Source organism: Sphingobacterium siyangense, assembly GCF_007830445.1.
Classification (GTDB): domain Bacteria; phylum Bacteroidota; class Bacteroidia; order Sphingobacteriales; family Sphingobacteriaceae; genus Sphingobacterium; species Sphingobacterium siyangense.
Window position 1 is genome coordinate 396,775 of the sequence record NZ_VLKR01000001.1, and the last position, 20,178, is coordinate 416,952.

Below are 20,178 nucleotides of genomic sequence, written 5' to 3' on the forward strand. Positions count from 1 at the left end.
GAGTATCATCTAATGATCTGTTTGCGGATACGGCTCAAACTTTTGGGGTTCATGCCGAGGAACGATGCGATATATTGCATGGGTACGTTGTGCAGCAGATCTGGCTGTTCGGCCATGAGCTTGAGGTAGCGTTTTTCGGCCGTAAGCGTGGCTAGCTCTTTCGATCTCTTCTCATTATAACTCAAGGCTTACTGAAACACATACACACTAAAGTCTTTAAATGCAGGCGATTGTGCAGTTAGCATATCGAGGTTTGCTTTAGTGATACGCAGCAGTTCGCAGTCGGTGATGCTTTCCAGGTTTTCTTCGGAACGCGTCTGATTGCTAAAATTCTGGTAAGAGCATATAAATCCCGGGGGACAGTTGATATGTGTCGTCAGTTCGTCGCCTTTATCGTTATAATGAAAAGACGTACAAAGCCCGATACAACGAAATAGAGGTAAGCCGGTACTTTTCCCTCCTCTTCGATGATCTGATGTTTGGCATAGCGCACTGGCTCCATATAGTTCTTACACAGATCAATTTCTGCCTCCGATAACTGGCAGTGTTGTTTGATAAGCTGAATAAACTTTGCGTGCATTGTATCTATTTTATTCGTGCCCCTCACCCTTGCGCTATGTACATTCCTCATGCTTTGAGCGTGATATTGCATCCGGGGAAACGTTTCGTTGACTAAACAAATATACTAAAAGCGATTGACATACTAATAAAATTAGTAAACAAATATCAATTTATTGAAATAAATACTTGATTTGAATCAGGATTTGAAAAAGCAAAGTCACGCTTTGCGAGAGCCTTTTATGAAGCAGTGGATATTGCTTCATAACAAATGAAGCAGCCCGGGGGCTGCGTCATTGAAAAAATAGTCTTTGCGAAATGCCATTTAGGGTTTGCGGTTGCTTGCCCTCACCGGTCTGTCTGGTTTATACTCATCCCTGCCTTTAGACCGCAAATGATATACGTTATCCAAAATTAATTATCTCTTTCGTTACGGTGCAAATGGGGCTGTTTGCCGGTATGTTTCTTGATGAAACTTCTGAAATTTGCGACATTACTAAAACCTATTTCGAAAGAAATCTGCGAAATGGATAGATTCGAATGTCTGATCAAGCGGATAGCCTCCCGGACTACAATTCCAGAAATGAATGCTTTTGCAGATTTCCCGCTATTCGCTGCGCAGAGCTCGGAAAGCCTTCTACTTGTAAGTTTTAATTTATTAGCATAAAAACTGACGGACGTACTTTCACGATAATACTTGTATACCAGAATGTTAAAGCTATTAAAGACGATCTGTTCCGATGAACTGCACAGCTTTGATAGGATCCCCTGAAGAGAGAGCCTGTAATGCCCTTCAAGCAAAATTGACTCGACACAGTGATGAGCGACCAGATCCAATATTTCCGGTCCCTGTACCCGCGCCATTTTTATGCGTTCAATAATAGCCGTATCAAAATAGGCCTGATTTCCCATTTTACCTTCAATCTGTATGGCATTCTGAATGCCATAGAACAATATGGAGTTGAGCATCTTCACGTCGGATTTCGATCTCAGATAAAACGCCGCGGTAAATGATAGCACATAGCCCCCTATTGGCGCATCGTTCATGAATTTGATTCGCTTTCTAGGCCCTACAAATAGTAGCTGTCCGCTATTCAGCGTATAAAACTCCCTATTTACAGCAATGACGATCGGTTCATCTATTTTTATGATGTAATAAGTATCACTTGCTATATCACTTTCGGTTTGTTGGAATTCGGCGAGTGTACAAATCCCAAAATCCTGTAGCCCTATTTCTAGGTCCTTACTATTCATCATCGTCTCGATAAGCGTTTATACAGTTATCAGCACTAAAACCTCCTGCAGATCATCTTCACTTGTCTGAGATCATAAGCTGATCCTATTTGGAACCCACATCGGATTGGAAGCTGTGCTATGTTATGAAGCTGTGCTATGTTATCATGCTCTGTTATCTGTGTATCAAAAGACAGTCAGCTTTGACTGCCTTTTGCTTACACATGTTATCTTGTGGTATACCCGCCATTGGCGAAAATAGTCTGTCCGGTTATCCACCAGCCATCCGTTACCAGAAACTCAATCAGTGGTGCAATGTCCTTAATATCGGTCAGTCCACCCAACGCAGACGCCGACTTGTGATAGGCCACAGCATCTTCAGATTCCTGTCCATAGAAGAAAGGTGTATCCATCGGACCAGGAGCTACCGCCGTAACTGAGATTCCACGCGGTCCGAATTCCTTAGAAGCAGCCCTTGTAAAATGTTCTACAGGAGCTTTCATTCCCGCATACGTCGAATAAAGGCCTGTATAGGCTGCTAATAAAGACGTAACGACAGTACAGATTTTGCCATTATCGTTGATCCGCTTGCCGGCTTCGAGAATAAAAAAATAAGCGACCTTCGAATTAATATCACTCATGCTGTCGTACTCAATCTCTGAAGTCTCCACAAATGGTTTTTTCAGTACTTTACCGACTGTATTGATTGCGATATCAACCTTACCGAACTTTTCTTCGGCTTTGTCGAATAGCGCTTTTATATTTGATAGCTGTGTAAGGTCGCCCTGGACAAGCAGTCCCTCGGCACCAAACGCCTTTACATCCGACAATGTTTTTTCTGCCTCGGCTCTTGTGCTCTCACTATTGTAGTGAATGACAAGCTTTGCTCCTTGTGACGCAAAATCCCGGCTCAACAGTCCCCCTAAGTTTTTCGCACCACCTGCGATCAAAACTACTTTTCCATTTACTTCTTGATTTGCCATAAATTTGAAAATTTGAATCCATCGCCCACTGATTTGCCGTGGACGTGCTGGATTACAGGTTTAGATTCTATCAGCGCTTATTCTGGCCTCTCAAAGCCATTTTACCCCGCTAGAATCTCTCAAACCAAATATCAATAATTGAGCTGCCAATCAAAAAAAACAGGGTTTCACACTGCTATCACACTTATCAAAATAGCAGGTAGTCCCGTGGTTATCAATCCATATGCTTCGATTGCTAGAAAGAGTAGCTAGGTCGAAGTGATTTTCATTAAACAGTTAACTAATCTGATCTGAGGATTCAACAGTTAACTAACCCGATCTGAGATTGGAACGGAAATATAACGTCCGGAAATATCCCCCCCAAAAAAGGACCACCCGTTGAGGTGGTCCTGATTAATTGATTAATTGTATGCGTGAATTATAGCCATTGCGTGAATTATCTCTATTTTACCTGCAGGATCGAACGCTGGTGACTAAAGTTTTCCAGACTAAATCTGCCGTGATATTTTCCCATTCCCGAAGCACCTACGCCACCGAAAGGAAGATAATGCGATCCGACGTGGATCAATGTACTATTGATCTCCGCATCGCCGCTGGTGGTTCTTGCGATCACGTCATCGGCAAATTGCTGACTTTCAGAAAACACATAAAGCGCCAATGGCTTGGGTCTGCTATTAATCTCTTTCAGCACTTCATCGATATTGCTGTAAGTTAAAATAGGAAGGATCGGACCAAAAATTTCCTGCTGCATCACCGCGTCATTCCAGTTGACATCGTCCATCAAGGTTGCTTCAAAATGGCGTGTTTCCAGATCATATTTTCCCCCATAAATAACTTTTTCGGGAGCGGCATTCAGGTATCCCGCTAAATTCCCGATCTGATGCTGACTTACAATCTTACCGATTTTCCCTAAAGATTCGTCGTTGTACGCAGCTTTAAGATAAGATTTCAACTGATCGATAAAGGCGCCCTTCACAGATTCATGCACATACACGTAATCCGGAGCAACACAGGTCTGTCCGCAATTGATCCATTTGCCGGCAGAAATGCGCTGAACGGCTTTTTCGATATCCGCATCATGGTGTACGATCGTTGGGGATTTTCCGCCCAGTTCCAAAGTAAGCGGAATCAGTTGTTCGGCAGCGGCTTTCATAACAATTTTGCCAACATTAGGGCTTCCCGTAAAAAAGATGTAATCAAAAGCAAGGCTCAATAAATAGGTGTTTTCTTCAATAGCGCCCTGAAAAACGGCAACATATTGTTCATCAAAAGCTTCGCTAACAATATCTTCAATCACCTGGGCAACATGGGGCGTGTTTTCAGAAGGTTTGATGATAGCCGTATTTCCGGCCATCAGGGCCCCGATCAGCGGACTGAAAGTCAACTGCACCGGGTAATTGAAGGGACCTATAATATAGTTTACACCGTAGGGCTCATAAATGTACTTACTGATGACTTCCGCTCCCGAAGCATGCGGTTTTGATTTGACATAGGTTGGTTTTGCCCATTCTTCCATATTTTCGATCATATCGTCGAGTTCATCGAGAACAATCTGAACTTCAACGTATTCTGCTTCTGCCCTGCTTTTTCCAAGATCGATATTCACTGCTTCACAGATCGCATCCGTATAACTCGCAAAAACTTTACGGAAATTTTGCAACTGTCTTTTACGGAATGTGATTTCCTTCGTTGCTTGCGTGCCGAAAAAGTCTTTCTGTTTTTCGAATACTTCTTTTATTCTGTTTTTAATTTCTGTCGTCATTTGTTTGTGATTTTATGCATTTTAAAACACACCTAGCGCATAAACTGTTTGTTTTAATAAAGTAAAAGTGTCTAGTGTGTTTTATATCTTGTAGAACAAGATTAAGATGCTTTGATACAAAACAAAGTTAAAATAATTTTATATTGCGCAAAACATAATATTGTCATATATATTAGCTGAAACCTGTATTCATACCGCAGTTTAACGTTATTATTACCCTTGCAGAGTACGTAATTTTGCCCATTCAAAACTGGACTGTAACACCTATTTTAGGCTCATGAATAAAATTTTCTATCTGAAAGATCTATGGCGGACATCAATACCTTTGAAGGGTTGCAACAATAAAACCTCCCTATCCCTGCATTGGGTCAACAGCGAAGGGGTTATAATCTGGGCCAATCAGGCAGAACTTGATCTGCTCGTTTATACTCCGAACATATATTTTTACTTTGATTTAAACATCCCTCTAAATTCCAGTGGCGTCTGGGCGGTTTTCTTTTTGAACAGTTTGCTGAAACTCTGTGCATGCTCAAAACCCAGTTCGTAAGCAATTTCATTTACGGTAAGTTGTGTCGTTGATAATTTCTCTTTTGCTCGCTCAATAAGTTTATGGTGGATATACTGCTGCGTGCTCTGGCCAATGAGCGAACGTAGCATATCGCTTAGATAACCCGCAGACACATTCAACTGCTCCGAAAGAAAATGGACCGTTGGAACTCCCTGAATTACCGAATGATCCTGATCCAGATAATCATCCAGCAGCGCTTCTGCCTTCAGTAGAATATCATTGTTGATATTTCTCCGCGTAATGAACTGCCGCTTGTAAAACCGGTTGACGTAGCTCAGCATCAACTCCACCTGCGAGATAATGACTTCTTGGCTAAATTCGTCTATCCGGTTGTCAAGTTCATTTTTCATGAAATTCAAGATCGCTATCATCGTTTCTCTTTCCTGATCAGATAAATGTAACGCTTCATTCACAGAATAGGAGAAATAGCCGTACTTCCTAATTTTATGGGCTAAAGGGGAACCCAGGAAAAAGTCAGGATGGATCAGCAGCAGATAAGCATAGGTATCCCTATTATATTCTGTGCTACCCACCAATTGATTGGGCGCAAAGAAAAGCATACTTCCTTCATTAAAATCATAATAACCCCTGCCGTACTTGAGTTTTCCGCTGTTTTTTGTTATAAAAGTGATCTTGTAGAAACTTAGGACATCGTATATTGGTGCCATATCGGTATTGAATGGATTATCCTGATTGAAATGGACCAGGCTAATCAGGGGATGCTGCGGTTTTGGCAGGCCAAAAGCTTCGTGACTCTCGGATATAGAAATAAAGCGTTTTAACTTATCCTCTTTCTTTTTCATACAATAAATTTATAAAAAAACCTGTAGCTTATAGCTACAGGTCTTCCTTTGTGTGATTCTACCATGGCACTTGATCGCCTTGTTCTGTGCGATAGGTCGCCGGTCCCGTAAAGCTTCCATTGGGTATATCTTCCGCCAGTGCCACGCGTATCGGTTCAAGTGAGCCTTCCTCCACCGTATCTGTACCTTCAAAGTTATTCAGGGCTGTCGCTGTAAAACCCGGACTTACCAGATGCACCTTAACATTTGTATTTTCCAATTCATTTGCAAGAGAAAGGAAAACACCATTTAAAGCGGTTTTCGAAGCGCCATATACGGCATCAAATCCACTACGGAATGTATTGTCCGGATCTGCATTCAGGGTTAGTGAGCCTAGAGAACTTGAAACGGTTACGATCCTAGATTGTTTTGCATTCCGGAGGAAGGGCAATAAGGCCTGTGTTATGGCAAGCGTGCCAAAGACATTGGTTTCCCAAACCTGGCGCATTTCAGCTATGGATGTGACGCTTGCCTTCTGCGCACTCAGAATTTCCCACATTGTACGGCCGGGGATCCCTGCGTTTGAAATCGCCGCATTATTGACCAGCAAAGTAAGGTACCCAAACTCATTTTCTATTTTACTGACAGCATTCCTGATTGAATTATTGTCGGTAATATCCAGCTGAATGGCATGCGCTTCACCTTCTATCTGATTGGCGGCATCCTTTCCTTTTTCTAAATCTCGTGATCCAACAAACACATGATATCCATTTTCAGCAAGAGCTTTGGCAATCTGAAAACCAACACCTGTATTGGCACCTGTAACTAGGGCTACTTTTATTTCATTTGTCTGCATGTTAAACTTATTTAAATGTAACAGGACAAAGTTCCGCAACTATGGGCGGACAATTGTAGCTGAATTGAGGATATTTCTAACCAAAATAAGGGTAGATTCAGATTCAGATTCAACGGTTGGGCGACTGTACTTTATTTATTAATGTGGAATGATTAATTGCGCGCGGGATACGTTGGCGCTGGATAATCCCTGTCGACATGCATCTGATTGATCAAAATCTCCTTGATCAGGTGATTCATTCGCTTATCATTGACGTCGATTTTTACGATTTTGTGGCTGTAATAGCTGTCGCTTTCAAACTCACTTTCGATTTTCTCGGCGAATGCAGGCGATAATGATTTGTAGTTAAGTACAACTTCGGTTTCCTTTTCTGCTATTTTTTTTAACGTCAAAGTCCAGATTACCCCATATTCCGGAGAGAAAAAGACTTTTCTTGGCGGCGGTACTTTCAATTTTTTATTCTTTAACGTGTACGTATACAGCATATGAATACTTGGTTTGGAAACATCTTTTGCCGCAGCCGTGACCAATTTATGATACTCTTTTTCGTTATCCACAACCGTTTCAATGCTTATCCCCTGCTCCTCGATTTCAAATCGGGCAGTCGAATCTGTACTTCCCAGGGATGTGATTTTCATCTTGCTGTCGACAAACTGGCCGGACATATCCGGGATGGCCTCTTTTACGCGGTCAAAACTTGCAGCTAAACGCATCGGGACCAATTTCGTAGTCAGCGTTTGCGCATGTAGGCTACCCGCTGCAGCAATAAAAAAGAGTATTATACCAACATATTTTCTCATCATGATTGTTTTAATTTAGCGATTTCAAAACGATTAAACTCTGGTCTTGAGACCTAATATTAATGTAAATTACATTTTTTGTCCGTTGTTTTCTGCTACTGTTCGAAATCTGGCTAATCACATTTACAATCCGCTGGATATTAATTCATATTCGCAACAGTTGGCTAATCAGTTCAATAAAATAGCGATACAGCACCGCGGCTAACTATCGTTGAATCGTAGCCACATAGCGCCCAGTTGAATCGTAGCCGTTTAGCGTACAGTTGAACCGTTGTCGCATAGCGTACAGTTGAATTGTAGCCACGTAGCGTATAGTACCTAAAAAGGTGTGATCAAAGCCCGAGCTATAAAAAACTTAGCGTTTTTCCATCGCTTTCATGGCCAGTCCGGCTGCAATACCACCGATGACATACCAAGCAACAGTCATTAACTTCGTACGACTGGTCTTTTTTATGGGTTCGGCATCGAGTCCTGCCTGTTCCGGAATAGTCAATGTTGCGAGCCCTACCACAGTACCGAGCAAGGCTCCTTTAAGCAGTCTATTTTTCTGCCCCCCATAGCCGATAAGCGTATATAACATGGCATTTGATGCCACATCGGCGCCAAATGTAGCTGCTACCAGCGTATTACCTTGGGGTGGTTTAAATCCGGCGAAGCGTACTGTTTTCTTCATCGCCTCCTCACCCACCTTATCCACTTCGGGCGCCTGGGAATCAAATCTTTTGGCAGCGCTGTGCACTATATTGAGGACGAGTGCACCGATCAATCCGCCCAGCATATTTTTATTCAATCCGTTCATAGCTTGTCTTTTTACTTTTTCAATCTTGCTTGTTAAGTTCTCAATCTTGCCGAGCCCATAGATCGACAGGTTATTTTAGAACGAAAAGACCAGAAACCTCAAAGAAGCACCGGTCTTTTCTAACTATTTATCCATCAAATGGATTAATAGAAAGACAAGAGTCAGATTGAAATCGTTTAAAAAAGCTTCAATTATCTTTAACAGAAAACAGCCCTTTTATCTCCGCATGTCTCTTTTCGATCAGAAGAACCGTATGATCGTATTCCTCCTGAACCTTCTGATCCCTAAAGAATGGATGCAGCTCACCTTCAACCAACTTATGCTCGGCAAATTTTACCAAAAGTGATTTGAGTTTCTCCCTTAATCGGCCGATCTCTTCATCATTGAATGTGGCTTCTCTAATCTTACGTCCCACATCCGCATCAACATCCCGCCATTGATCTTCAAATTTTTCCATAATTTAATTTATTTTAAAGTATTCTATTATATACCGAATCAGCCCCCTACCTTCTCTCTCCAATCTCAATTTCTTCGATCCGCTATATATGCCCCCACGCTCCTTTCGGTTTCCACTTTTTACACGTTTATTGCCGCTATTCACATACTTTCACACCTTTTATCGCCCTACTTTTGGATAACAACTTTTTTGCGGGTTGTTATTTAATATAATATTAATGGACACTGGGGCGAAGGGATTCGTTCCAGTATTTTTTTACACCAATCCGCACAAAAAAACAGCTGCTAATGCGCATACGCATCGCTCGCCGTTCGCATTCTTTCACGGTACTGCAGTGGATTGGAACCCGAATGTTTTTTGATAAAATGCCGAAAATTTGACTCTTCTGAAAACCCCATTTCATAGGAGATCTGGGAAATAGAAAGATCCGTATTTTCAATATAACGCAGCGCTTCTTTCAGAACGATGTCGATAATGGCATTCTTTGCCGTTTTATTCCAGACTTCTGTACATAGATTCGTTAGCTTTCTTGGCGTAATATGTAGTTTGTCTGCATAGAATTTGACGTTGCAATTTTCTTTATAATGCTTGTGTACGAGTATGGAAAAACGGTTGGCCATTCCCTGCACTGTACTGTCCGTACCCCTGCTGAGTTCCTTATCGAAATCTGTTTCCCATACCCCTTGTAAAAGGACCGACTCGATGAAGTTGTGCACGATCAGCGAAGTCACCGCGGCGTTTCTTGATGGATGACGTTGGATATTTCCCATGATCTGCATCTTCATCTCTTCCTGTTTTATCCGGCTTTTAACAGCTTTGAGCAATCTTTCACTGTCAAAAAATAGTCCTGAATTGATCAATGTCCTATCCAGGGCCGACCTTTCGTAAAACCGTGAAGTAAAGCGGATCAGATACCCGTTCGGAGTGCCCGATCCACTGAGGGTAAAATCTTTCGCCGGACCAATAAAAATCAGCGTATTGCCTTCCATGCAAAAAGAATCATTCGCCAGGCGGATCTCAATGTCATCAAATGGTACCAGGATAGTGAAAAGATCCTGACCATGATACCAGTGGGGAAACCGCTTCTGCTGCCATTCCTTTAACGGTATAATTTCAAATTCAGCCGCTTTACTGTCCATAAATGAGCTATGCTATGTATCTATCCTTTGCTTAATGGAGATCGGATGTCATCATCAAGCCAATATTTAATTTCGTCCAATGTCATTCTCAGGTTGGTTTTACTGAAAATGAAAAGTGCACCGTTGGCCTTAAACCGTTCAAGTTCGGTGACATTATCTGTGGTCGTATACCCGAATACTTTAATCGATGGAAACCGATCGCGGATATGAAGAGCGGCCTCATGTCCATCCATTACAGGCATATTAAGATCCGCAAGGCATACGTCGGGCAATTCAGTGGTACTTTCGAGTTTTTTCAGGAGCTCCAGTCCATTGCTGCAATTAAAACGCAGGTCAAATGTTTCATTGTTGACAAGCACTATTTTCATGAGCGTCCGCTGAAAGAGACTATCGTCGACAAATGCTATTTTTATTTTTCTTCCGATCTCAGTTGCCATCTTCTCCCTTCTGCAAAATATCCAATGGCAAATAGTCCTGTTCAGTTCCTGCTACAAAAGTAACCTGTATAGCCCCGAAAGCATCCTCCATCTCCACGCTGGTTGCATGAATTGCAGGTGGTATATATTCTCGTTTGGACTTTAATTGATCCTTCATTTGCGATTCTGTTTAAGTTTGAAATATATGCGTTAGTTACATAGTACTGTAGTCCAATTCAGACTACAACTTTTTTTTAATTAACTGATTTATAAAGGATAAAAAAAATGAAATTATCTAGCTAAATAGAATTTGTCATGAAATGAATAGCGATTAAGGTGTAGTTTTTAATAATATTTATTAGATTATTTTTTGTAAGGTAAAATAGTTACATTTGATTATTGGAACTGTAGTCTGAATTGGACTTCTCTGGAAAACTTATATATTTATTTTCAGAAAATTAGATTCAAGTCCAATGATAAATTTCAAATTTACGCTGCTATATTCCTCCCCTTTTTCAACAATATCCCTCACGATCCTTGATGATTCTCAGACGGAACATGTGATCAATACTCCCCTTAAAATTTGCCCGGATTTATGGGATTTAAAAAAACAGCGACCCCACAATATTTACCTCAAAAAAAATAAAAATTTAAATGCCAAGCTCGATAGGCTAAAAATCGGAATCGCCGAATACCTGGCCAATGTCACGGCAAAAAACAGCAAAATTTCGCCTATCAAACTCCGCAAGATAATAAAAGAAAATTGTGATGGCACAAAGACTTGTCGCCCCGCCAACAGCCTTCTAGATTATGTGGAAGCCTATATCCGGAGCCGTGCCCACCTTATTTCTGAACCGACTTCCAAGCGTTACCGGGTATTCCTCCATTTGCTTGAGCGATTTGAAGGCCATCGCAAAAGACACCTTTTGCTGCACGAAGTCAATGCATCCTTTGTCAAAGAGTTCCTTGAATTTGGCGAGCTGGAAGAATACAATAAAAGTACGATCGGCCGCACCATACATTTTGTCCGGACGGTGCTTAATTTTTTGGAAAAAAGAGGGGTCAGAACCTACGTATATGAACTTGAACTTCCCAAGGAAAAAAAAGTCAATCTTTTTGTCACCCTCAGTGAGGATGAACTGGTAAAACTCAAGGAAACGGATGTCCCGCCAAACCTACAGGCAGCCCGGGACTGGCTGATCATCAGCTGCTACACCGGCCAGCGCATTTCAGATTTCATGAATTTTGATATCCAGAACCTCGAGATAATCAAGGGAAAACCCTGTATCTCATTTGTCCAGCAGAAAACGCAAAAAGAAATTCTGCTGCCTTTACATCCGGTACCATTGACCATATTGTCGGGCAATTTAAACGTATTTCCAGAGAAACTTACTGCGCAAAAGTATAATCTGCAGATCAAGGAAGTCGCGGAACTTGCCGGTATCAATAGCCTGGTCAAAGTCCGCAAAAGAAAGGGCTTCCGGGCGGTAGAAATGTTTGTCCAAAAATGGGAAGCGATCACGAGCCACATCGGAAGAAGAAGCTTTGCCTCAAATTTTTACGGTAAAATCCCTACTCCGCTACTGATGGAAGCTACAGGTCACAGTACCGAGCAGATGTTCCATCGCTACATCAGTACCATTGATACCGAGCGGACAAGAACGTTGGGACAGTACCTGGAAGATGCTTATAACGATAAATTCAGGGTAGCTTAATTAGCGATTAGATCCGTAATTCAGTTACAAGTTTCCGTAATTGGGGTAAACATGCTGCAGGCTCTGCTTTGTAATTTTGGGTAACAAAAATAAGAAGCAGATGAAAACAAGAAAATTAGGCACGCAGGGACTTGAAATTCCAATGATCGGCTTAGGCTGTATGGGGATGAGCAGTTTTGCGTCCACTGGCGATATCTACGGCAAGGCCGACGAAAAAGAATCCATAGCTACCATCCACCGGTCCTTAGAACTGGGGGGCAACTTTTTGGATACGGCCGATCTGTATGGACCCTTTGAAAACGAAAGGTTGATCTCCAGGGCCATACGGGGCAAGCGCAACGACTATATCCTCGCCAGCAAGTTCGGCTTTGAGATTGATGATAAGGACCAGGTGACCTGGCGCATAAACGGTCGGCCAGATTATATCCGAAAGTCTATCGAGCGCTCGCTGAAAAACCTCGATACCGATGTGATTGACCTCTATTATATGCACCGCCCCGACCCCAATGTACCCATTGAGGAAACCGTAGGTGCCATGGGCGAGCTGGTCACAGCGGGCAAGGTCAGGTACCTAGGCATTTCGGAAGTCAGTGCCGAGCAGATCCGCAAGGCACATGCGACCTTCCCGATCACGGCTGTGCAGAATGAAATTTCCCTGTTCGGACGCGAAGTAGAGACCAATGGCGTATACGATCTGACACGGGAGCTGGGTATAGGCCTGGTCGCCTACTCCCCTTTGGGCCGTGGATTTATCACGGGTGAGATCAAGTCGCCGGACGATATCCCCGAAGATGATTTCCGCAGGCTTATCCCGAGGTTTCAGGGCGAGCAGTTTTATAAAAACCTCGATCTGGTGCGTGAACTCGAACAGATTGGAAAAGAAAAAGACGTTACCTCGTCGCAGCTGGCCCTTGCCTGGCTGATCCAAAAAGGAATCGTGCCGATACCGGGGACAAAAAGAGTGCGCTATGTGGAGCAGAATATCGCCGCAACAGACATCCTATTGACCGCCGAAGAGCTGCAACGCATTGAGGCTATTCTGCCGATCGGACTGGATACCGGATCCCGCGATGTAAGTATTCCGCTGCAATCTTAAAAAATATAAATGCCATGCGAGCAAAAACCGCATGGCATTTTACTTAAATTAGGCTATTATTTAACAGGCAAAAAGAGCATGTCAAAGAAAGAACCCGTACTGATCAGGATCAATAGTATCGCTGACTATCATGAAGCGCTGCAGTTGCCCAAACCGCAGCATCCGCTTTTTAGCATCACCGATTTCTCCAAAAACAAGCATATACATCCAACGGTCGAGACCACCTTTCAGCTCAACCTGTACTGCATTTCCATCAAAGAAGATGCGCAATGCGTATTGGGTTATGGCCCACATCAGTACGACTTCCGGGAAGGCCTGATGACCTTTTTTAAACCCGGGCAGACGATCAGTGTTGATCCCGATACTGCCCATGCCGAAGTAGGTTATTCCCTTGTTTTCCATCCCGATTTTATCCGCACCTATGACCTGGCAAACAAAATCGGCAGCTACAGTTTTTTCGATTACGAAGTCAACGAAGCACTTTTTCTGTCCGACCGGGAAAAAGAGCAGATCCGAAACATCGGAAAAGGGATCTTAAGCGAATATGACAGTCCGATCGACAGCTATAGCCAGGATGCCATTGTCAGTTTCATCGAACTGCTGCTGGTGTATTCGCAGCGGTTTTATAACCGGCAGTTTATTACGCGTAAGGTACACAATGTACCCTTGGTGAGCCGGTTTGAACAATTGCTAGATCAGTATTTTGAAACCGAAACCGAACGCAAGGGTTTACCGCAGGTGGGCTACTTTGCTGAGCGGCTGAATATGTCGAAAAACTATTTAAGCGATTTATTACGGTTGCAGACCGGTGAAAGTGCGCAGAACCATATCCAGCATAAACTCATTGAAAAAGCGAAAGATCTGCTGTCCAGATCGCAACTTTCTGTTGCCGAAATTGCCTATCAGCTGGGCTTTGAACAGCCACAGTCACTCAATCGTTTATTCAAAAAGAAAACGGAGCTCTCACCGCTGGAGTTTAGACGGAAGATGGCCTCAAGCTAAGATAACATCCTTAAAATTTGCTGTATATTGAGCTGCGGGCCACCATACAGCAGAATTTTTACCTTAAAGGCGATATCGAAGCGATAAATTGCGCCAGATTTCTGTCGCAAAATGCTGATCTGAATGCCTATTTTCAAAAAACCAGTGGTCGCCTTTTTTTACGATTTTTTGATCAATTCCATCAAGCGAAATTGGCAATTCCGTATCGAGCTTTGATAAAGACTTTTTCAACAACACCAGTTGATAATCCTGTCCTTTGTAAGTTAAACGGAACACCTGTGAACGATGTGGTTCCCCGCTTATCCCGTCAATTGTGCCTTGCATAAATATAGATCTTCTAAAATTTTTAAAATACAGCAATTACGCCAATACGAATACGCCAAAAAGTATAAAATCGAGCAAAAATCAGCTTAACGTTGCCTTATTTTTATAACGAATATCAACAAATAATCGTGCCAAAGTCGATGATTTTTCCCCTCTATTGGGAATGATTTTTTTCACATATTTTGATTTCGTCATTTTGGCTACAATCAAGCTCAATTTGGCAACAGGTACCCGATGCCTTCTTTAGACATTTGTGGTATGGAATCAAACAATAACAGCATGCAAAAGACAATTTTCATTACAGGAGCTTCTTCCGGTTTGGGAAAAGCAACTGCCAAATTATTTCAACAGGCGGGTTGGAATGTGATCGCAACCATGCGAAATCCTGAAAATGAAACCGAACTTGCCGGGATCGAAAACATCAGGCTATTAAAATTGGATGTTACCGATCCGGCCCAGATCAAAGAAACTGTAGCAAAAGCGATCGCTATAAGTAACATTGATGTCGTTTTCAATAATGCAGGTTATGGGTTAATGGGTGCCTTTGAAACATTGAGCGACGAAAAAATACTTCGCCAAATCGACACGAATCTATTGGGCGTACTGCGCGTTACACAAGCCTTTATTCCCCATTTTAGAGCACAGAAAAGCGGTTTATTTATTTCGACCACATCAATTGGTGGATTTATGGGGTTCCCGTTACATTCGATGTATCATGCCACAAAATTCGCCCTGGAGGGTTGGAGCGAAAGCATGTCCTTTGAATTGAAAAAATTTGGAATAGCCATCAAAACAGTTGCTCCGGGAGGAATAGCGACAGATTTTGCAGGTCGTTCTTTGGATCTAAACCGAACTTCCGACTATCAGGACATCGAAGACAAACTGTTCGAACAAATGGGTCTGATGATGCAAAATGCATCCACTGCCGAGCAAATTGCCCAAGTGGTGTATGAAGCCGCCACGGACAATAAAGATCAGGTACGTTATCTGGCAGGCGAAGATGCACACGCACTCTATGAAAGACGATTACAAATCGGAAAAGAAGCGTTCAGACAGGAAATTGCAAAACAATTTGAGGCCTAATTTTTAAATCAGCAACTGCCTTGCGAGGCAGTTGTTTTTTGTAAATTTGTATAACAAAAACAGGATGCATAGTATCAATTCCATATCCGAATTTCATCGGCAATTGTCCTTGCCGGCCCCATTACACCCGCTCGTCAGTGTAATTGATGTAGCTGGAATAAAACCCGATGAAAGCGACATCTGGGAGCAGTTCTACGTGAATTTCTACAGTATTTCGCTGAAAAAAGATGTTACTGCAAAAATAAAGTACGGCCAACAATATTACGATTTCGACAAAGGAACAATGAATTTTATTGCGCCCAAGCAGATTCAATCGTTGACGATGGCCGAAATCAGAAAGATGAAGGTCGAATGCGGAAAAGGTTACATGCTCCTATTCCACCCTGATTTTTTGTATACCCATCCCCTAGCCACCAAAATAAAAAACTACAATTTCTTTTCGTATGCGCTTAACGAAGCATTACATCTCTCCGAACGGGAAGAAAAAGACATTATAGAAATTTTTCTTAAAATCGAACAAGAATATCAGCATATCGACAAGCATACCCAAGACATTATTTTGTCCCAAATTGATATGCTCTTGCAATACAGCAACCGTTTCTATGAGCGTCAATTCATTACTCGGAAAGCGGTTAACCATGCGCTGCTGACCCAATTGGAAAAATTGCTGGACGATTATTTCGACAGCGAAGAAACCTTAAAACAAGGGCTTCCAACCGTAGAGTATTTAGCCGAAAGCCTCCATGTATCAGCACGTTATTTAAGCGATTTACTACGTTCCGTTACCGGTAAAAACACACAGCAGCATATTCACGACAAGTTAATTGAAGAAGCCAAGGAACAACTTACGGCGACAAGCCTTTCCGTGGCCGAAATTGCCTATAAGCTCGGTTTTGAACATCCGCAATCGTTCAACAAACTGTTTAAGAAAAAAACCAATGTTTCACCTTTAGCGTTCAGGCAATCGTTTAACTGACAAAACAGTGTAAAATAAATTTTAGTGCGAGTTGTGTGTTACATTTAAAGAAACCTGCGCTCCGGCAAATTGATATGGAATAGTTGATTAACGCGCAGGATACCTCGGCGCGGAATAAATACCGGAGGCTTCAAAAATTCAAAAGGTGTATCTTCCGGTCCATGGGAAATCAAGGATGGCAGAATGACCTTTAACAATCTTTAACTTTACTACCGCGATCTTTCAAATTTTATAGCGTATATTTACATTGTTCTATCGCTCAAGATCGAACGTAATAAATATTAAGCATATCTCTCGAGTAAAAATCCAAATGTCCCAGTCTGTAAAATTCAGCAATGTAAATACATTGTTCTCTAAAACGTTAAAACAAAAAATTAATAACTATTTTCAAAATTCACTTCAGCCAAAAACCGGGAATCGTAAGATCTATCTGAAAGCCGCTATTCTCCTGATCAGCTTTGCGGTATTGTATCTCCTTCTGGTATTTGCACCTTTGCATTGGAGTATTGCAATAGCATTATGTGTCATTTTCGGAGCTAACCTCGCTGCGATTGGTTTTAACATTATGCACGATGCTGGGCACAATTCTTTTTCGGACAATAAAAACCTGAACACTGTGCTCTCCTACTCGCTCAATCTACTGGGCGGCAATATCTACTTTTGGAAGCTCAAACATAATATTGCACACCACACCTATACAAATATCGATGGCGAAGATCACGATATCGAAGTAAAGTTTATGCGTATACACCACGACCAGAAACTTCGGAAACACCATCGCTATCAGCGTTTTTATTTTCCGTTGCTCTATGGAATCTCCTATTTAGCGTGGATCTTTTATCAGGATTATGAGAAATATTTCCGTGGGCGCATGGGACATAAAACGGAGCAATTTCATTTTCCGGTCAAAGAGCGTATTATTTTTTGGGTCAGTAAGCTAATTCACTTCAGCTTATTTGTCATTGTTCCGATCATTTTCGTCGGGTGGCTGCCCACACTTATCGGTTTGCTGATTTCTGGTACTGTATGTGGTATGAGTCTGGCCACAGTATTCCAGCTGGCCCATGTGGTGGAAGAAACCGAATTCAAAACCATTGACCAGTCAAAGGTCGAAGAAGAATGGATGATTCATCAGATTCAGTCCACCGCAAATTTTGCTACGGGCAGCAAGGTACTTACCTGGTTGCTTGGCGGTCTCAATTTTCAGGTTGAACATCACCTTTTTCCAAAGATCAGCCATGTTCATTATCCTGCGCTCAATAGGATTGTGAAGCAGACCTGCAAGGAATATAAAATACAATACAACGAGTTTCGGAGCTTCTGGACAGCATTTAGATCGCATTTAAAAGTGCTGGAGGCCTTGTCAAAATAACCTAGTTATTAGCAAGTCGCTTCATTTCCTTTGTCCCTTCCCTATGGCCTTTATGTGCCATAGAAGTTGGTAGCTTTCAGCAAAAAAGAAAAGACCAGAAATCGCTAAGAAGCCCGGTCTTTTCTAACTATTTATCCATCAAATGGGTTATTATAAGGATAAGATTGAGCTGAACATCGTTTGAAACAAATTCAATTTTCGGTTTGTTGTAGGTAGATCTTATCATTTCTGTCAATTTATCAGGTAAAATTTGACAGTTTTGCTGCAAAAATTTCAGTTTTTTAAGCTCGGCACCTTTTTTGTGAGATTTTTAATACAGTCGGCCGACTGATAGATTTAAATTATTGTTATACTTCATTAAAAGGAGGTTACTATGAAACTTGCAAAAAGAAACTGGAACAATTTTTCACTTTTTTCGCCCATGTTTGATAATTTTAACCGCGAGCTTTTAAACTGGGACAACAAAAATTATTCATCAACAAGTACCACCGTTCCTGCGGTCAACATCAAGGAAAACGCAGATAGCTTCGAAGTGGAGGTCGCCGCTCCCGGCATGGCCAAAGGCGATTTCAAGGTGACCCTCGACGGCAATCTCTTAACCATATCCTCGGCTAAGGAAGAACAAAACGAGGAGCATAAGGACAACTACACCCGCCGGGAGTTCAGTTACCAATCTTTCCAACGCAGCTTCGAACTTCAGAAGGAGGTTGTCGATCAGGACAATATTCAGGCACACTATGAGAATGGTATGCTCCGATTGACAATACCGAAGAAAGAAGAAGCCAAACAGAAAGAACCGCGGATGATCGAAATATCCTAAAGATCCAGATAGCAAATTTTAATGGTTAGCCTCCCACGGAGGCTAACCTATTTTTTTCAGTCTTTAAAACGAAGATTATGAAAACGTCGAATTACTATATTGAATTACAGATGTACAGCCACGGACATTATATCACTATCGCCAGTTTTGACCAAAAAAGCTGCGAAAAGATTATTCATGAATTGTTTGATGAACTGCGCGGTGAGCCTGAAGCCTCAGACAGCAGACGTCTTCGCATCAATCTTCTTCTGAACGACGCTACAATTCAGAGGACACAATTACGATCCATCCACTGTACACTGGATGAGTTGGCCGAGAACACCAAGATTATCATCAAGAAAACCTTCCGCTCAGTAAACTTTGACTGACGGAAGTGCATTGCAGCATACAACACAAGCTATCAGCCTATAGACCATTTAAACACATTCTTTTTACACTATTTTTTTATTTCAATCTTGATTTTTATCAAATTGATTTTTAATTTGGGTGCGGTTTTTCAAAAAGGTAGCTGATACCCAAACCGACATTTTTTAAAAGCTAATATTCTATTTAAATATAAATTTTAGTTATTGGATCATGTTAACAGAATTACTAATTACAAACACAGACCGACGTTTTTCTTTCAGGCCATTTCTTATCGCACTTATTGTGCTGGCTAACAGTTTTTATCTATCGGGGCAAGCCTTGAAGCCCCTCAAATCTGGTTTCGAAGCGAGGCTCATCAATATTGAGGCCCCCAGCAACGAACCCTTTCGTTATTCGGCCACCTTGACCAACGGATCCGCTCAATTGGTTAACTACAGCCTGAATGCCCAGCTACCCGATGGATGGCAGATTAGCTACCGCGTAGAAGGCTCGCAAGTGACTTCCCTTCAGATGCAGCCTAATAAGGCCCAGGAAATCAGCATTGAAATCAGCTGCCCGATCACGGCCAAGCCCGATAAATATAAAATTCCGCTACGGGCCATATCCTCAACCGATACCTTAAAGCTTGAACTCGAAGCAGTCGTCAAAGGCTCCTATGCCCTTGAGTTGACCACCCCCAGTGGGCGGCTGAGCGACGAAGTGGTATCCGGTAGCAGCAAGGAGATTCTACTTAAAGTCAAAAACACGGGCACCCTGCCACTCAATGCCTTGGAACTGACGTCCCAATTACCCAGCCGATGGGAGGCAAGCTTCGATCCGTCGAACATCAAACAGCTCGAAGCAGGGAAATCTATTGACGTCAAAGTCAACCTAAAAGTTCCCGACAAAACTATTGCCGGTGACTATGCTTCCAAATTTGAGATCAAATCATCCAATAGTAGCGCCGACATTTCATTCCGTATGATTGTGAAAACTTCTTTGCTTTCTGGCTGGATCGGTATGCTTGTCATTGTATTGGCCATTGGTTTGGTGTATTTTCTCATCCGCAAATACGGCCGCAGATAAGGGCGC

Annotated in this window: 22 protein-coding genes; 9 read left to right on the forward strand and 13 right to left on the reverse strand. The window is 42.2% G+C overall.

The features are described from left to right. Positions 1 to 376: 376 nt before the first annotated feature. The 12 genes from IQ31_RS27825 to IQ31_RS27250 form a co-directional block, all read right to left on the reverse strand. Complete coding sequence (locus tag IQ31_RS27825) at positions 377 to 580, reverse strand: cyclic nucleotide-binding domain-containing protein (protein ID WP_236586045.1); 204 nt, start codon at positions 578 to 580, stop codon at positions 377 to 379. A gap of 392 nt (positions 581 to 972) precedes the next feature. Further along, positions 973 to 1,815, reverse strand: a complete 843-nt coding sequence (locus tag IQ31_RS01775; protein WP_145326923.1) for a helix-turn-helix domain-containing protein — start codon at positions 1,813 to 1,815, stop codon at positions 973 to 975. A gap of 203 nt (positions 1,816 to 2,018) precedes the next feature. Next, the gene (locus IQ31_RS01780; protein ID WP_145326924.1) at positions 2,019 to 2,774 is read right to left on the reverse strand and encodes an SDR family oxidoreductase; all 756 of its coding nucleotides are present in this window, start codon (positions 2,772 to 2,774) and stop codon (positions 2,019 to 2,021) included. Between the two features lie 442 nt (positions 2,775 to 3,216). Continuing rightward, entirely contained in the window at positions 3,217 to 4,536 is a 1,320-nt protein-coding gene (mdlD, locus tag IQ31_RS01785) for an NAD(P)-dependent benzaldehyde dehydrogenase MdlD (protein WP_145326925.1), read from the reverse strand. A gap of 444 nt (positions 4,537 to 4,980) precedes the next feature. Beyond that, positions 4,981 to 5,907, reverse strand: coding sequence for a helix-turn-helix domain-containing protein (locus IQ31_RS01790; RefSeq protein WP_145326926.1), 927 nt, complete (start codon positions 5,905 to 5,907; stop codon positions 4,981 to 4,983). Between the two features lie 58 nt (positions 5,908 to 5,965). Then, positions 5,966 to 6,742 (reverse strand): SDR family NAD(P)-dependent oxidoreductase, encoded by a 777-nt coding sequence (locus tag IQ31_RS01795; RefSeq protein ID WP_088161796.1) that lies wholly within the window; start codon positions 6,740 to 6,742, stop codon positions 5,966 to 5,968. A 152-nt stretch (positions 6,743 to 6,894) separates the two neighbouring features. Next, on the reverse strand, positions 6,895 to 7,545 hold the full coding sequence (locus IQ31_RS01800) for a transcriptional regulator (protein WP_145326927.1): 651 nt from the start codon (positions 7,543 to 7,545) through the stop codon (positions 6,895 to 6,897). Positions 7,546 to 7,897: 352 nt separating this feature from the next. Beyond that, positions 7,898 to 8,341: a hypothetical protein gene (locus tag IQ31_RS01805; RefSeq protein WP_145326928.1), complete on the reverse strand. Its 444-nt coding sequence runs from the start codon at positions 8,339 to 8,341 to the stop codon at positions 7,898 to 7,900. Between the two features lie 187 nt (positions 8,342 to 8,528). Further along, entirely contained in the window at positions 8,529 to 8,798 is a 270-nt protein-coding gene (locus IQ31_RS01810; protein WP_145326929.1) for a hypothetical protein, read from the reverse strand. Between the two features lie 284 nt (positions 8,799 to 9,082). Next, positions 9,083 to 9,937: a helix-turn-helix domain-containing protein gene (locus IQ31_RS01815; protein ID WP_145326930.1), complete on the reverse strand. Its 855-nt coding sequence runs from the start codon at positions 9,935 to 9,937 to the stop codon at positions 9,083 to 9,085. A gap of 20 nt (positions 9,938 to 9,957) precedes the next feature. Beyond that, positions 9,958 to 10,374, reverse strand: coding sequence for a response regulator transcription factor (locus IQ31_RS01820; protein ID WP_145326931.1), 417 nt, complete (start codon positions 10,372 to 10,374; stop codon positions 9,958 to 9,960). After that, a complete protein-coding gene (locus IQ31_RS27250; RefSeq protein WP_158638771.1) occupies positions 10,364 to 10,531 on the reverse strand; it encodes a hypothetical protein in 168 nt (55 codons plus the stop codon). Before IQ31_RS27250 ends, IQ31_RS01820 begins: the two co-directional genes overlap by 11 nt. Before the next feature lie 295 nt (positions 10,532 to 10,826). Here IQ31_RS27250 and IQ31_RS01825 point away from each other — a divergent pair, with 295 nt between their 5' ends. The 3 genes from IQ31_RS01825 to IQ31_RS01835 all read left to right on the forward strand — a co-directional run bounded on the left by IQ31_RS01825 (position 10,827) and on the right by IQ31_RS01835 (position 14,166). Then, positions 10,827 to 12,068, forward strand: a complete 1,242-nt coding sequence (locus IQ31_RS01825) for a site-specific integrase (RefSeq protein ID WP_145326932.1) — start codon at positions 10,827 to 10,829, stop codon at positions 12,066 to 12,068. 100 nt (positions 12,069 to 12,168) lie between these two features. Next, positions 12,169 to 13,164, forward strand: a complete 996-nt coding sequence (locus IQ31_RS01830) for an aldo/keto reductase (protein WP_145326933.1) — start codon at positions 12,169 to 12,171, stop codon at positions 13,162 to 13,164. Positions 13,165 to 13,242: 78 nt separating this feature from the next. Next, a complete protein-coding gene (locus IQ31_RS01835) occupies positions 13,243 to 14,166 on the forward strand; it encodes a helix-turn-helix domain-containing protein (protein ID WP_145326934.1) in 924 nt (307 codons plus the stop codon). Positions 14,167 to 14,229: 63 nt separating this feature from the next. On the opposite strand, the gene IQ31_RS01840 is transcribed toward IQ31_RS01835, so the two are convergent. Then, the gene (locus IQ31_RS01840) at positions 14,230 to 14,490 is read right to left on the reverse strand and encodes a hypothetical protein (RefSeq protein WP_112376336.1); all 261 of its coding nucleotides are present in this window, start codon (positions 14,488 to 14,490) and stop codon (positions 14,230 to 14,232) included. A 258-nt stretch (positions 14,491 to 14,748) separates the two neighbouring features. Between IQ31_RS01840 and IQ31_RS01845 the strand changes: the two genes are divergently transcribed. The 6 genes from IQ31_RS01845 (at position 14,749) to IQ31_RS01870 (ending at position 20,172) form a co-directional block, all read left to right on the forward strand. Next, positions 14,749 to 15,573 carry an SDR family oxidoreductase gene (locus IQ31_RS01845; RefSeq protein WP_244294295.1) on the forward strand — a complete coding sequence of 275 codons (825 nt, stop codon included), beginning with the start codon at positions 14,749 to 14,751 and terminating at the stop codon, positions 15,571 to 15,573. Positions 15,574 to 15,637: 64 nt separating this feature from the next. Then, positions 15,638 to 16,549 carry a helix-turn-helix domain-containing protein gene (locus IQ31_RS01850; RefSeq protein WP_075992934.1) on the forward strand — a complete coding sequence of 304 codons (912 nt, stop codon included), beginning with the start codon at positions 15,638 to 15,640 and terminating at the stop codon, positions 16,547 to 16,549. Positions 16,550 to 16,859: 310 nt separating this feature from the next. Next, complete coding sequence (locus IQ31_RS01855; RefSeq protein WP_075992935.1) at positions 16,860 to 17,921, forward strand: fatty acid desaturase family protein; 1,062 nt, start codon at positions 16,860 to 16,862, stop codon at positions 17,919 to 17,921. Between the two features lie 373 nt (positions 17,922 to 18,294). Further along, a complete protein-coding gene (locus IQ31_RS01860; RefSeq protein ID WP_075992936.1) occupies positions 18,295 to 18,741 on the forward strand; it encodes an Hsp20/alpha crystallin family protein in 447 nt (148 codons plus the stop codon). A 77-nt stretch (positions 18,742 to 18,818) separates the two neighbouring features. Beyond that, positions 18,819 to 19,109 (forward strand): hypothetical protein, encoded by a 291-nt coding sequence (locus IQ31_RS01865; RefSeq protein ID WP_120334036.1) that lies wholly within the window; start codon positions 18,819 to 18,821, stop codon positions 19,107 to 19,109. 400 nt (positions 19,110 to 19,509) lie between these two features. After that, positions 19,510 to 20,172 carry a COG1470 family protein gene (locus IQ31_RS01870; RefSeq protein WP_244294296.1) on the forward strand — a complete coding sequence of 221 codons (663 nt, stop codon included), beginning with the start codon at positions 19,510 to 19,512 and terminating at the stop codon, positions 20,170 to 20,172. Positions 20,173 to 20,178 lie beyond the last annotated feature (6 nt).